Below are 13369 nucleotides of genomic sequence, written 5' to 3' on the forward strand. Positions count from 1 at the left end.
CGGGACGATGGACGCGCCGGACCTGCTCCTGGTCCTGGTGACCGTGGTCGGGCTCGCCCTGGCGGGCACGCTGTCCGCGGGCGAGGCGGCGATCCTGCGGGTGACCCGGGCCTCGATCGCGGACGCCGTCATCGAGGCGGAGACGGACACCGAGCTCACCGACACGGCGCGGACCACCCGGCTGGGCCGGCTGCGCGCGGTGCAGCTCCTGGTGGGCGACCCGCCGGCCGCCGTCGCGACGTTCGCGCTGGTGCGGCTTCTGGCCGAGACGGTCGCGCTCGCCGCGCTGACGCTGCTCCTCGTGGACTGGCTCGACGGCTGGTGGCAGGCGCTGCTCGTCGCGGCCGTCATCGGGCTGGTCGCGGGCGTCGTCTTCGTCCGGTACAGCCCGCGTGCGCTCGGGCTGCGCAGCCCGCTGGCCGTGCTGCTCGCCCTGTCCGGGCCGCTGTCGCGGGTGCACCGCAGCGCGGCCTGGCTCACCGAGCGCACCGCCGAGCGGGACGCGGAGCCGCCGCCGAGCGAGGACGTGCTGCGCGAGGTCGCCGAGCGCGTGCGGGACAACGCGGCCATCGAGGACTCCGAGCGGGAGCTCCTGCGGTCCGTCGTCGAGCTGGGCGGCACCCTGACCCGCGAGGTCATGGTGCCGCGCACGGACATGGTCACGACCACGGCGGACACGCCGCTGCGCAAGGTCATGCGGCTGTTCCTGCGGTCCGGTTACTCGCGGGTGCCGGTGACCGGGAGCGACGTCGACGACCTCGTCGGGGTGGTGTACCTCAAGGACGTGGCACGGGTCATGGAGGCCGACGCCGGCGCCGACTCCCGCCTGGCCGCGGAGCTCGCGCGCCCCGCGGTCTTCGTCCCGGAGTCCAAGCCCGCCGACGACCTGCTGCGCGAGATGCAGGCGTCGCACTCGCACATCGCCGTCGTCGTGGACGAGTACGGCGGCATCGCGGGGCTCGTGACCGTGGAGGACGTCATCGAGGAGCTCGTGGGCGAGCTGACGGACGAGCACGACATCGTCGGCCAGGACGAGCCGGAGGACCTCGGCGGCGGCGTGTTCCGGGTCCCGGCCCGGATGCCCGTGGACGAGCTCGGCGAACTGTTCGACCTGCGGCTCGACGACGACGACGTGGACACGGCGGGCGGGCTGCTCGCCAAGACGCTCGGCAAGGTGCCGCTCACCGGCGCCGGGGCCGACGTCGGCGGGCTGCACCTCGAGGCCGACCAGGTCGAGGGCCGCCGCAAGAAGCTCGCGACCCTGCTCGTCCGCCGGACCGGCCAGGGCGAGCACCCAGCAGCGGGCGACGCCGTCGTACCGCCAGACCAGAAGGAAGCACACGCATGACCCCGAACCCGTCCCGCTCCGACACCCCCACCGACGCGGGGAGCCGGGAGCACCGCTCCGGGTTCGCCTGCCTCGTCGGGCGGCCGAACGTCGGCAAGTCCACCCTGACGAACGCGCTCGTGGGGGAGAAGGTCGCGATCATGTCGGCGCGCCCCCAGACCACGCGGCACACCATCCGCGGCATCGTGCACCGCCCGGACGCCCAGCTCGTGCTGGTGGACACCCCGGGGCTGCACCGGCCGCGCACCCTGCTGGGGCAGCGGCTGAACGACCTCGTGGCCGAGACGTTGGCCGAGGTCGACGTCGTCGCGTTCTGCCTGCCCGCCGACCAGAAGATCGGCCCGGGCGACAAGTTCATCGCCGAGCGGCTCGCCCCGTTGATGGGCGGGCGCCGCGCGACGCCGGTCGTCGCCGTCGTCACCAAGGCCGACCTCGTGGACCGGAGGCGGCTGGCCGAGCACCTCATGGCCGTCGACCAGCTGGCCCGGTCCATGGACCGTGAGTGGTCCGACATCGTGCCCGTGTCCGCCAAGGACGGGTACCAGGTGGACGAGCTCACCGACGTGCTGGTGTCCCACCTGCCCGCGGGGCCGGAGCTCTACCCGGGCGGGGAGCTGACGGACGAGCCCGAGCAGGTCATGGTCGCCGAGCTGGTGCGCGAGGCGGCGCTGGAGGGCGTGCGCGACGAGCTGCCGCACTCGCTCGCGGTCGTGGTCGACGAGATCGTCGAGCGCGAGGGGTCCGGCGACCCGGCCAAGGGGCGGCCGCCGCTGCTCGACGTGCGCGTCAACCTCTTCGTGGAGCGCGAGAGCCAGAAGGCGATCGTCATCGGACGCGGCGGGTCCCGGCTGCGTGAGGTCGGGACGAACGCCCGGCGCGGCATCGAGAAGCTGCTCGGCACCCGCGTGTACCTGGACCTGCACGTGAAGGTGGCCAAGGACTGGCAGCGCGACCCCAAGCAGCTCCAGCGCCTCGGGTTCTGAGGCAGCCGGTACCTGGGGTTCCCGGTTCCTGAGACTCCCGGTCGCGCGCTCGTGCGCCGGGTAGCATCGCCCCGTGTTCCGGACGATCGCGACGAGTGCAGCCATCCTGGTGTTCCTGGCGCTCGTCGGCGCGGTCGCGGGGCCGCGGTGGGACCCGGTCCCGGTGTCGGACCACCTGGTCCCGGCGACGTCGGACACCACGATCCAGGGCGTCGACCCGGAGATCGCCGACCGGATCGGCGACGTCGGGCAGTTCGAGGTGCTCGAGACGCCGGTGACGATCCCGCTCGACGGCGTCGAGGTCGGCGGCCTCCTGCGCCAGCCGCTCGACGAGGCGGGCGAGGTGCTCGCGGACCGGCCGGGCGTCGTCTACGTGCACGGCGCGGGCACCGGCAAGTCCACGGAGGCGTTCACCGAGTCCGCGACGGCGCTGGCCAGCGCGGGCGTCGTCACCCTCGTCCCGGACAAGCGCCTGGACACCTACACCACCCGGGACCGCGACTACGTCGCGATGGCCGCGGACTACGAGCACTCGGTCGAGCTGCTGCGCACCACCGAGGGCGTCGACCCGGAGCGGGTGGGGGCGTACGGGGAGTCCGAGGGCACCTGGATCGTGCCGGTCATGCAGGCGAAGGACCCGGACCTGGCGTTCACCGTGCTCGTCTCCGCGCCCGTGGTGCCGCCGCGGGTGCAGGCAGCGTTCGCCGTGGACAACTACCTGCGCAACACGGGCGTTCCCGAGCAGGTGTTCCGTGCCATCCCGCGGGCCGTGGGCATGCAGCTTCCCGGCGGCGGCTTCGAGTACGTCGACTTCGACGTGCGACCCTGGCTCGAGCAGCAGACCGCCCCGGTGCTGGTCGTGTATGGCACGGCCGACCCGTCGATGCCGATCGAGCAGGGTGCGCGCCAGATCATCGCGGACACGTCCGTCTCCGGCGACGACGCCCCGGTGACCGTCCGCTTCTACGCCGGCGCGAACCACGGTATCCACGTCGTGCTCGACGGCGGCATGGCGCTGCACCCCGACTTCGGCCGTGACGTCTCGACCTGGGTGCAGGGGCTGCCGGGCACCGCGGACGCGGCGCCGCGGATCGCGGGCGACACACCGGGCCAGCTCTACCTGGCCCTGCCGGTGCCGCAGCCGTTCTGGTGGGGCAACGGGGACATCGTGGTGGGCGGCGTGCTCATGGGCGCCGGCCTGATCGTGCTCGGGCCGCTCGTGTGGGTCGTGCACGCGGGGGTGCGTCGCACCGTCCGGCGACGCGCGGCCGTGCCGGCACCGCGGCTCGCCCGCGGCCTCGGGTCGGCGGTCGCGGGGCTGGGCGCGGGGTCCGTCGCCACGATGGTCGCGCTCGTGGTGTACCTGCTGGCCGTCGCACGGCTGGCGCTCGACTACCAGCGCGACGACCTCGTCGTCCAGGGCGGCTGGGTGGGCGTCCGCCTGCTCGGCGTGGCGACGGCGGTCGCCGCCGCGCTCGTGCTGCGCCGCGTCACGGACGTGCGCGCGGCGCGACGGGCGGTGCCTGCGGGAGCGGAGGCGGCGGGTGCGGCAGCGGCCGAGGCGCAGGACGTCGCCGTCGCGCGGGGCTGGCCCGCGCACCTGACGCTGTGGTGCGTGCTCGTGGGATCCGTCGTGCTGCTGTTCACCCTCGCCTACTGGGGCGTGTACCAGCTCGGCATCTGATCGACCGCCGGCCCGCCGTCCGGCGGCCGGCCCGGCGCGCGAGTGACCGACTCGCGCGTGCCCTGCCTGTCGTCGGACGACCGCGTCAGGTAGAAACGAAGCGGGCCCCTCCCGGCTCGCTGCACCTTCCCAAGGAGACCTCACGCATGACCGACAACGCCGCCCCCGACGCACCGCGCTCGCCGTTCCACGGCGTCGCGTCCCGGGAGGTCGTGCGCGACGTCGTGGCCGCTGCCGCCCTGCTGGTCGCGCTGCCGATGCCGTGGGACGTCACCCACCGTGGCAGCGACCGGCTCGAGATCGTGCTGGTGACGGTGCTCTCGCTGCTCACGCTCGCCATCCCGTACGTGCGCCGCGCCGGCGTGGGCGCGCCGTCCTGGGACACCGTGACGACGCCGCGCGCCCGCCTGCTGGGCAACCTGCCCTACCTCGTGGTGGCGGTGCTCTACCTCGTGCTGGACGCCGTGCGCCCGGACGCCGGCGAGGGCGCGGTGGGCGCCGGCCTGGTGCTCGGCCTCGCGGGGGTGCTCCTCGCGATCGCCCCGACCTGGGAGCGGACTCTGCCCGTGGTGGCGGCCCTGGTGGCGCTGGGCGCGCTGGCCACGCCCGTCGCCTCGCTCGTGGCCGGGGCCGCGTGGCCCGCGACCGTGGTCGCGGTGCTCAACGCGGCGCTGGTCATCGGGGTCCTGTGGCTCACGGTCGTGGCCTACATGCGCGGTGAGCTCACGGCCGGCCTCCTGCTGCTCGCCGTGGGCGGGGCGATCGCGATCGAGCTCGTCCTCTTCGCCGGAGGTTCCGAGAGCCCCTGGTTCGAGAGCCTGCACGGCCAGCGTCTCGGCCTCCTGCTCCTGCCCGTCCTCGCGGCGTGCGCGGCCCGGGGCGTGCTCGACGCCGCGGCGGCGACCACCTCCGAGACGGCCGCGGAGCACGCGGCCCGCTGGGTGCGGATCGCGGTGCGCTCGTTCGACCTGGTGATGCTCGTCGCGGGGTTCGTGGCCCTGGTCGCGCTGGTGCGCCTGGTGGGCGACCGGGGGGACACCGTGCCCCTCGTGCTGCGCCTGGTCGTCGGCGCGCTGATGGTGGGCGTGGCGCTGGCCGCGCGCCGTGCGCTCGTGCGCGACCCGCGCCAGGGGCACACGACGGCCGTGGGCGCCGCGTGCGTGCTCGTGGTGCTCGGCCTGGTGATCGTCGTGGCGCGGGCCGGACTGGGCACCCAGTCGAACGTGGAGGAGCTGCTCGCGACCTTCGGCCTGCCCGGTATCGTGCTGGTCGCGCTTCTCGTTCCCGCGTCCGTGCGGGACCTGGTGAGCGCGTCGGAGCCGGCACCCGGGACCGGCACCGGGCACGAGCGGGGTCACGACGCCGGGCACCATGCCCGGCGTGACGGCGGCGACGACGGTGCGCAGGGCGGGGTGGCAGACGGGCCGCGCACCGCCGCGCAGCCCGCCGTGCGTCCGGCGGCGCAGCCGACGGCCCACCGCCCGTCCCCGCCGGACTCCCGGCCCGGGAGCCGCCAGCCGGGTGGGCCGGCCCCGCAGCAGCCGTGGGGGACGGCGCCGGTGGACGCCACGCAGCAGCTCCAGCCGGTCCGCGACGTCGACCCGCCGGCTTCCCGGGCGTCGTGGGAGACCGCGGTGCAGCCCCCCGTGCAGTCGCCCGCGCAGCAGCCGGTGCAGCAGCCCGTGCACGAGCCCACCCAGGTGCTGCCACCCGTCGCCGACGTCTCGGGATCGCCGTGGTCCGCGGCGCAGGCGATGGACCCGGGCACGTCGCTGGCGGACCTCGCCCGCATCGTGCAGGAGGCCCCGCACCTGCGCGCCTATGTGGCGTCGAACCCCTCGACGTACCCGGCGCTGCTCGACTGGCTCGGTGCGCTCGGCGACCCCGCGGTCGACGCCGCGCTGCGCTCCCGACGGTGACGCCGGGCGCTGCCGACCGGATCCCGGACGTCCCTCGCGACGGTGAGATCTCGGTGTACCGTGACAGGGTGCAGCACGCGGTGACCCTTCTTCTTCGGTGCCGCGGCGGGGCCCCCTAGCAGGCCGCATCCCCGTCGCGGAGGCTCTGGCACGCCGGCCGACAGGTCATGACCGACGACCCGAACCGGGGGAGTCGGCCACCGAGCCCCACCCGAAGGACGCACTCACCATGAACAGCACCTCCGCCACCGGAATCGCCGGCGCCAACCCGCAGCGCCCGTCCGGGATGCCGTACACGCGATACGTCCCCTTCCACGAGCAGATCCAGGTGGACCTGCCTGACCGCACCTGGCCGGACCAGCGGATCTCGAAGGCGCCGCGCTGGTGCGCCGTCGACCTGCGCGACGGGAACCAGGCGCTCATCGAGCCGATGGACGCGGACCGCAAGCTCCGCATGTTCGACCTGCTCGTCGCGATGGGCTACAAGGAGATCGAGGTCGGCTTCCCGTCGGCGTCGCAGACGGACTACGACTTCGTCCGCATGCTCATCGAGACGGACCGGATCCCGGACGACGTCGTCATCCAGGTGCTGACGCAGTGCCGCGACCACCTCATCGAGCGCACGTACGACGCGATCCGCGGCGCCAAGCAGGCGATCGTGCACCTGTACAACTCGACGTCGATCCTGCAGCGCGAGGTCGTGTTCCGCACCGACATGGACGGCATCGTCGACATCGCGCTCCAGGGCGCACGGCTGTGCCGCAAGCTCGAGGAGACGGTCCCCGAGACGACGGTCTACTACGAGTACTCGCCCGAGTCGTACACCGGCACGGAGCTCGAGTTCGCCGTGCGCATCTGCAACGAGGTGCTGGAGGTGCTGGAGCCCACGGCGGCGCGGCCGGTGATCGTGAACCTGCCGGCCACGGTCGAGATGGCCACTCCCAACGTGTACGCCGACTCGATCGAGTGGATGAGCCGCCACCTCGCGTACCGCGAGAACGTGGTGCTGTCCCTGCACCCCCACAACGACCGCGGCACCGCCGTCGCCGCGGCCGAGCTGGGCTACCAGGCCGGCGCGGACCGCATCGAGGGCTGCCTGTTCGGCAACGGCGAGCGCACCGGCAACGTCGACCTGGTCACGCTCGGCATGAACCTGTTCGGCCAGGGCATCGACCCGCAGATCGACTTCTCCGACATCGACGCGATCCGCCGCACCGTGGAGCACTGCAACCAGCTCCCCGTGCACGAGCGGCACCCGTACGTGGGCGACCTCGTCTTCACGGCGTTCTCGGGCTCGCACCAGGACGCCATCAAGAAGGGCTTCGAGCACATGGCCGGCCGGGCGGCGTCCGAGGGCAAGGACGTCGACCAGCTCACCTGGGGCGTGCCGTACCTGCCGATCGACCCGAAGGACGTGGGCCGGTCGTACGAGGCCGTGATCCGGGTCAACTCGCAGTCGGGCAAGGGAGGGGTGGCGTACCTGCTGTCGACCGAGCACTCGCTGGACCTGCCGCGCCGCCTGCAGATCGAGTTCTCCGGCGTGGTGCAGCGCTTCACCGACGCCGAGGGCAGCGAGGTCACCGGCGCCGACATCTGGCGGATGTTCAGCGACGAGTACCTGCCCGCCGAGGCCAGCGACGTCGACGGGCTGCGCCCCTGGGGGCGTCTGCGCCTGCGCGAGACGCGCACCAAGGCGGCCGCGGACGGCGAGACGGCCCTGTCGGTCGACGTCGTGGACCAGGGTGCCGACCTGACGCTCGAGGGCACCGGCAACGGCCCGCTCGCCGCGTTCGTGGACGCTGTCGCCCACGTCGGCGTCGACGTGCGGGTGCTCGACTACGCGGAGCACGCCCTGTCCGAGGGCGGCGACGCCAGCGCCGCGGCCTACGTCGAGTGCCAGGTGGGCGACGACGTGCTGTGGGGGGTCGGCATCGACTCCTCGATCACCACGGCCTCGCTCAAGGCGATCGTCTCGGCCGTGAACCGGGCCGCCCGCGCCTGAGCGCCGGAACGGCTCGTCGCCGGGAGCCCCGCGCTACCCGGCGACGAGCCGTGCTCCGCTGATGGCGGCGGCCGCGCCCACGAGCATGAACGGCCCGAACGGGATCGCGGTGCGTCGCGAGACCCGGCGGGCGACGAGCAGGGCGGCCGCGACGAGCCCTCCGACGAGGAAGGGCAGCAGGACCACGGCCCAGAACGTCGGCCAGCCGTACCAGGCGCCGACCAGGCCGAGCAGCACGGCGAGCTTGACGTCGCCGCGCCCCATCCCGGTCGGCTGGACCAGGTGCAGCACCAGGTAGGCCCCGCCCAGGGCGAGCCCGCCGGCCACGGCCCGCAGCGCGGCGTCCCACGCGCCGCTGCCCGCGGCGGCGAGCGCCAGGAGCGTGGCGACGACACCCGTCGTCGGGTAGGTCAGGGCGTCCGGCAGGCGGTGCGTGCGGGCGTCCACGACACCGAGCGCCGCGCCGGAGGCCGCTGCGACGACGAGGGCCGGGGTGGACCAGCCGGGGCCGCTGGCCCAGACCGCCCAGCCGACGGCGGCGACCGCCGTCCACGCGATCACGCGGCGGTACGGGGCGATCTCCGCGCGCGCTCGGTCCAGCAGCACGGGGCGGGACGGCGCGGCCGGCTTCGGTGACACCGGGTCAGTCGATCCGGGTGAACGACGCGGAGTACGCCTCGGCGTCCTGCTCGAGCGTGGTGTCGTCACAGGTGTAGGTCACGGCGCCGCCGGGGACCGACGGCGGCTGGTAGGTCTCCGTCAGGCCCGCCAGCTCCCGCGCGACCGACGCCCGCGACTGGTCGACGGCGGGGAACCGCAGGGAGCCGTCCCGGGACGTGACCGTGTACGTCGTCGTGCCGCTCCACGTGTCGACGAGCTCACCGGCGGAGGTGGTTCCCCGGACGGGGGCGGCGTCGTCGTACGTGACGACCTCCGTCCCGTCGGCACGGAACTCGAGGACGCGGCCGTCCCAGCCGGTCACGGGCACCGCCTCGCCGAGCAGGTTCCACGTGTCCGTCATGGCGGACTGCTCCCACCGGCCGAGGAGGCACGGGTCGACCCCGGCGTGCTCCGGGGTCTGCTCCGCCTGCGAGGTCGGCGCGGTCGTTGCCTCGTCGGTGGTTCCGTCGGTGGTTCCGTCGGTGGTTCCGTCGTGACCCGACGCGGCGGTGGAGGGGGACGCCGCTGCGCGTGGTCTGCCGCCCGGGTCGCCGTCCCCGCGCAGCGCGAGAGCGGTGCCGATGCCGGCGGCGGCCAGGACGAGGACGGCCGCGAGCGATCCCACGACGACCCTGCGCCGTCGGCGTCCGGAGGGTGCCGCGATCTCAGGCGCGTCGTCCTGCACGTCGTCCTGCGCTGGGTCGGTCGCGGCCCGTGCCGGCGGTCGGGGGGTCACGGTGTCGGGCGGGTCGTCGGGGACGCCGGGGTCGGGGACGCCGGGGTCGCGGAGCTCGGCGTCCAGGATCGCGTCCAGCGTCGGCCGGCCCGCCGGGTCCTTGGACAGGCACGCGCGGACGAACGACGCCAGGTACGCGGGGCAGCCGTCGAGCCGGGGCTCCTCGTGCACGACGCGGTAGTACAGGACGTCGGGCCTGCCCTCCCCGAACGGCCGGCGGCCCGTCGCGGCGAAGAACGCCACGGCCCCGAGCGCCCACACGTCGGTGGCGGGCGACGTCTCGTCGCCGCGGGCCTGCTCGGGGGCCATGAACACCGGCGTGCCGAGCTGCGCGCCGGTGGCCGTCAACGACGTCGCGTCCTCGGCGAGGGCGATGCCCAGGTCGATCACGCAGGGACCGTCGGGCCCGAGCAGCACGTTCGCCGGCTTGAGGTCGCGGTGGACCAGGCCGACGCGGTGCACCGCCTGCAGCGCCTCGGCGAGCCGGGCGACGAGCGTGCGGACGTCGTCGGGACCCAGCGGTCCGCCGGAGGTCACCGCCCGCTCGAGCGTGGGCCCCGGGACGTACTCGGTGGCGAGCCACGGCGCGTCGGCGTCCAGGTCGGCGTCGATGAGCGCCGCGGTGAATCGGCCGCGCACCTTGAGCCCCGCGGCGAGCTCGCGCCGGAACCGCGCCCGGAACTCCGGGTCCTGCGCGAACTCCGGGCGGACCACCTTGACCGCCAGCCGGCGGCCGCTGCGCATCTCGCCGAGGTAGACCACGCCCATGCCGCCGCGGCCGATCCGGCCGAGCAGCCGGTGCCCGCCCAGGTCCCGGGGGTCGCCCGGCTCGAGCGGCGTGACGCCGTCGGGCAGCGACGCATGGTCCGGGGTGCGGAAGGACAACGGAGCTCCTGGTCGGGCGGGCGTTCGGGGCGGGCGTCCTGGCGGGTCTTCGGGCGGGCGGGCGATCAGCGGGACACAGTCTGTCAGGGATACCTGGGACACTGTGCGGGTGCCCCTGTACCGAGACGACGCGATCGTGCTGCGCACCCACAAGCTGGGCGAGGCCGACCGGATCGTCACGTTCCTCACCCGCGAGCACGGCAAGGTGCGCGGCGTGGGGAGGGGCGTGCGCCGCACGTCGTCGCGCTTCGGGGCACGGCTGGAGCCGTTCATGATGGTCGACGTCCAGCTCCACACCGGGCGCTCCCTGGACACGGTGACGCAGGTCGAGACGATCGGGCCGTACGCGCGCGCCATCTGCGAGGACTACACCCTGTACACGTCCGGTGCGGCGATGCTCGAGGCGGCCGACCGGCTGGTCGCGGCCGAGCACGAGCCCGCCGTGCAGCAGTACTGGCTGCTGGCGGGCGCGCTGCGGGCGCTCGCGGAGCGCGCCCACGCGCCGGGCCTCGTGCTCGACTCCTACCTGCTGCGCGCGCTCGCCGTCGCCGGGTGGGCGCCGTCGTTCACCGAGTGCGCCCGCTGCGGCGAGCCGGGGCCCCACCACGCGTTCTCCGTGGCCCAGGGTGGCGCCGTCTGCACCCGCTGCCGCCCGCCTGGCGCCACCGCCCCGGCCGCCGAGACGTTCCTGCTGCTCGGGGCTCTGCTCGGCGGAGACTGGGACACGGCGGACGCCGCCCAGGTGCGGCACCGCACGGAGGCGTCCGGGCTCGTGGCCGCCTACTCGCAGTTCTACCTGGAACGCACGCTGCGCTCCCTGCGCATGATCGAGAGAGAGTCCTGATGCCCCCTCGTGCACGACGCGAGTACGCCGACCCGTACCCGCACCCCTCGGGGGCGACCGCCCCGAAGATCCCCGCGCAGTTCGTGCCGAACCACGTCGCGATCGTCATGGACGGCAACGGGCGATGGGCCAACGCCCGCGGTCTGCCGCGGGTCGAGGGGCACAAGCAGGGGGAAAGGTCCCTGCTCGACGTCGTGGCGGGCGCGGTGGAGATCGGCGTCAAGCACATCTCCGCGTACGCGTTCAGCACGGAGAACTGGAAGCGTTCGCCCGACGAGGTGAAGTTCCTCATGAACTTCAACCGTGACGTCATCGCGCGACGCCGGGACGAGATGTCGTCCTGGGGGGTGCGGATCCGCTGGGCGGGCCGCACCCCGCGCCTGTGGGGCTCGGTGATCCGCGAGCTCCAGGTGGCCGAGGAGATGACCCGTGAGAACGACCGCTGCACCCTGACCATGTGCGTCAACTACGGGGGCCGCGCCGAGATCGCGGACGCCGCGGCGGCCATCGCCCGCGAGGTCGCCGCGGGCAGGCTCAACCCCGCCCGGGTGACCGAGAAGACGATCCAGCGCTACCTCGACGAGCCCGACCTGCCCGACGTCGACCTGTTCCTGCGTTCCTCAGGCGAGCAGCGCACGTCCAACTTTATGATCTGGCAGGCGGCCTACGCGGAGATGGTCTTCCTGCCGGAGCCGTGGCCGGACGTCGACCGGCGCCACTTGTGGCGGGCGGTCGAGGAGTTCGCCCGGCGCGACCGACGATACGGAGGGGCGGTGGACGCTGTCGCAGAAGGGGGTGTGTGAGAGCTTTCAGCAGGGGGTGTGTGAGAGCTTTCGACAGGGGGCGTGTGAGAGCTTTCGGCAGGGGGCGTGTACGAGCTTTCGGCGCGCCTTCGTGCGCCCTCAGACAGCCCACGGTCGCACTCCCGCAGGAGCCCGTGCCGCGCACGACGAGCCCGGCGCCCGTGCCGCGCACGACCAGCCCGGCGCTCGCAGACCTCGTCGCGGACCCGGCGCCCGAGCGGCGCGCCGCCCTGTGGCGGCGGGTCGCGCAGGAGGGGACGCCGCTGGTCGAGGAGGTGCCCGGCAGCCCAGACGAGCGGATCTACACGTTCCTGCACCGGGACTTCGGGGGCGCGCGGCGCGTCTTCCTGGACGTCCAGCAGCTCGTCGACGCGACCACGTACACCGGTGCGTTGATGGAGCAGGTCCCGGGCACCACCCTGTGGTCGTTGAGCCTGCGGATGCCTGCCGCGTGGCGCGCCACCTACGCCCTCGCCGTGGACGACGGGCATGGCCCGACGGCGTCCCGGAGCGTCGCGGCCGACGTCGAGCTCCGGCGTGAGCAGGCCAAGGCGGCGCTCGCGCCCGACCTGCACGCCGCCGTCGACGACTGGTGCGACCTGTTGCTGCGCAGCGAGCCCGACGCGCTCGCCCGTGAGCACGCGCTGCTCGGAGACGACTCTGTCGCGTCCGGGCCGCACGCGCCCGCCCTGCCCCCCGGGGTGGTCGGCGTGCGGGTGGGGGAGCAGCTCGCGCCGGGGCCGCGCGGCAGCACGATGCGCGCCACGGGCTTCGGGGAGCGTTCCGAGGGCACGGCGGGGCGCCGGGCCTGGTGGCACGTGCCACCCGTGACGCCCGGCCCCGACGGGTGGGACGTGCTGGTCCTGCTCGACGGCGACGCGTGGATCGGCGCCGGGCTGCGTGCCCTGGACGCCGCGTTCGCTGCCGGCGTGATCCGGCCGGCGGTGGTGCTGCTCGTCGGCTGCGGCAACGCCGAGCGCCGGACCGCCGACCTCTCGTGCTCGCGCGATTACGTGGCCGAGCTGGGACGCCTGCTGGCCGAGGCCGACGGCGAGCTCCTGGGCGGCCCGGTCACCACCGACCCGGCGCGGACGACGGTCGCGGGGCACGGCCTCGGCGGCCTCACCGCGCTGTGGGCGCAGTGCGTGGCGCCGCACCGCTTCGGGGCGTCGGTGTACAAGTCGGCCACCTGGTGGTGGCCCGGCGCTGTCCCCGTGCCCGACGGCGAGGCGCCGGAGGCCGTGTCGGGGCACGCCGCGCAGGACGACGAGTGGCTGCGGCGCGCCGTCGGGGCCGCCGCCGAGGAGCCCGGCTGGCGGCTGGGGCGCGTGCACCTGGAGGTGGGCACCGGGGAAGCGGCGCTGCGTGGGCCGACCCGCCGGATGCGCGATGCCCTCGACGGGCGCTGCGCCCGGCTCACCTACCGCGAGCTCCCCGGCGGGCAGGACCCGGCCTGCTGGGCGGTGCAGCTCCTGTCGGTGCTGGCGGACGGTTAACTTGGTCCG

Annotated in this window: 10 protein-coding genes; 8 read left to right on the top strand and 2 right to left on the bottom strand. The window is 74.5% G+C overall.

The genetic code is table 11. The features are described 5' to 3' along the window. The first annotated feature begins 7 nt into the window (after positions 1–7). The 5 genes from LEP48_RS16245 (at position 8) to leuA (ending at position 7936) form a co-directional block, all read left to right on the top strand. Positions 8–1348 (top strand): hemolysin family protein, encoded by a 1341-nt coding sequence (locus tag LEP48_RS16245; protein ID WP_225566624.1) that lies wholly within the window; start codon positions 8–10, stop codon positions 1346–1348. Then, entirely contained in the window at positions 1345–2331 is a 987-nt protein-coding gene (gene era / locus LEP48_RS16250) for a GTPase Era (protein WP_225566625.1), read from the top strand. Before LEP48_RS16245 ends, era begins: the two co-directional genes overlap by 4 nt. A 73-nt stretch (positions 2332–2404) precedes the next feature. Continuing rightward, on the top strand, positions 2405–4015 hold the full coding sequence (locus tag LEP48_RS16255) for an alpha/beta hydrolase family protein (protein ID WP_225566626.1): 1611 nt from the start codon (positions 2405–2407) through the stop codon (positions 4013–4015). A 146-nt stretch (positions 4016–4161) separates the two neighbouring features. After that, the gene (locus tag LEP48_RS16260; RefSeq protein WP_225566627.1) at positions 4162–5934 is read left to right on the top strand and encodes a DUF7937 domain-containing protein; all 1773 of its coding nucleotides are present in this window, start codon (positions 4162–4164) and stop codon (positions 5932–5934) included. A 229-nt stretch (positions 5935–6163) separates the two neighbouring features. Further along, positions 6164–7936 carry a 2-isopropylmalate synthase gene (leuA, locus tag LEP48_RS16265; protein ID WP_225566628.1) on the top strand — a complete coding sequence of 591 codons (1773 nt, stop codon included), beginning with the start codon at positions 6164–6166 and terminating at the stop codon, positions 7934–7936. 33 nt (positions 7937–7969) lie between these two features. Here the strand turns inward: leuA and LEP48_RS16270 are convergent, their stop codons facing one another. Further along, positions 7970–8575 carry a prepilin peptidase gene (locus LEP48_RS16270; RefSeq protein WP_225566629.1) on the bottom strand — a complete coding sequence of 202 codons (606 nt, stop codon included), beginning with the start codon at positions 8573–8575 and terminating at the stop codon, positions 7970–7972. 4 nt (positions 8576–8579) lie between these two features. Continuing rightward, positions 8580–10217, bottom strand: coding sequence for a serine/threonine-protein kinase (locus LEP48_RS16275; protein WP_225566630.1), 1638 nt, complete (start codon positions 10215–10217; stop codon positions 8580–8582). Positions 10218–10326: 109 nt separating this feature from the next. Between LEP48_RS16275 and recO the strand changes: the two genes are divergently transcribed. From recO to LEP48_RS16290, 3 genes are all read left to right on the top strand, one after another. After that, positions 10327–11061, top strand: a complete 735-nt coding sequence (gene recO / locus LEP48_RS16280; protein ID WP_225566631.1) for a DNA repair protein RecO — start codon at positions 10327–10329, stop codon at positions 11059–11061. Then, positions 11061–11864 carry an isoprenyl transferase gene (locus LEP48_RS16285; RefSeq protein ID WP_225566632.1) on the top strand — a complete coding sequence of 268 codons (804 nt, stop codon included), beginning with the start codon at positions 11061–11063 and terminating at the stop codon, positions 11862–11864. Before recO ends, LEP48_RS16285 begins: the two co-directional genes overlap by 1 nt. Positions 11865–11998: 134 nt before the next feature. Further along, the gene (locus LEP48_RS16290) at positions 11999–13360 is read left to right on the top strand and encodes an enterochelin esterase domain-containing protein (protein ID WP_225566633.1); all 1362 of its coding nucleotides are present in this window, start codon (positions 11999–12001) and stop codon (positions 13358–13360) included. Positions 13361–13369 lie beyond the last annotated feature (9 nt).

It is taken from the genome of Isoptericola luteus (assembly GCF_020297055.1).
GTDB lineage: Bacteria > Actinomycetota > Actinomycetes > Actinomycetales > Cellulomonadaceae > Isoptericola > Isoptericola luteus.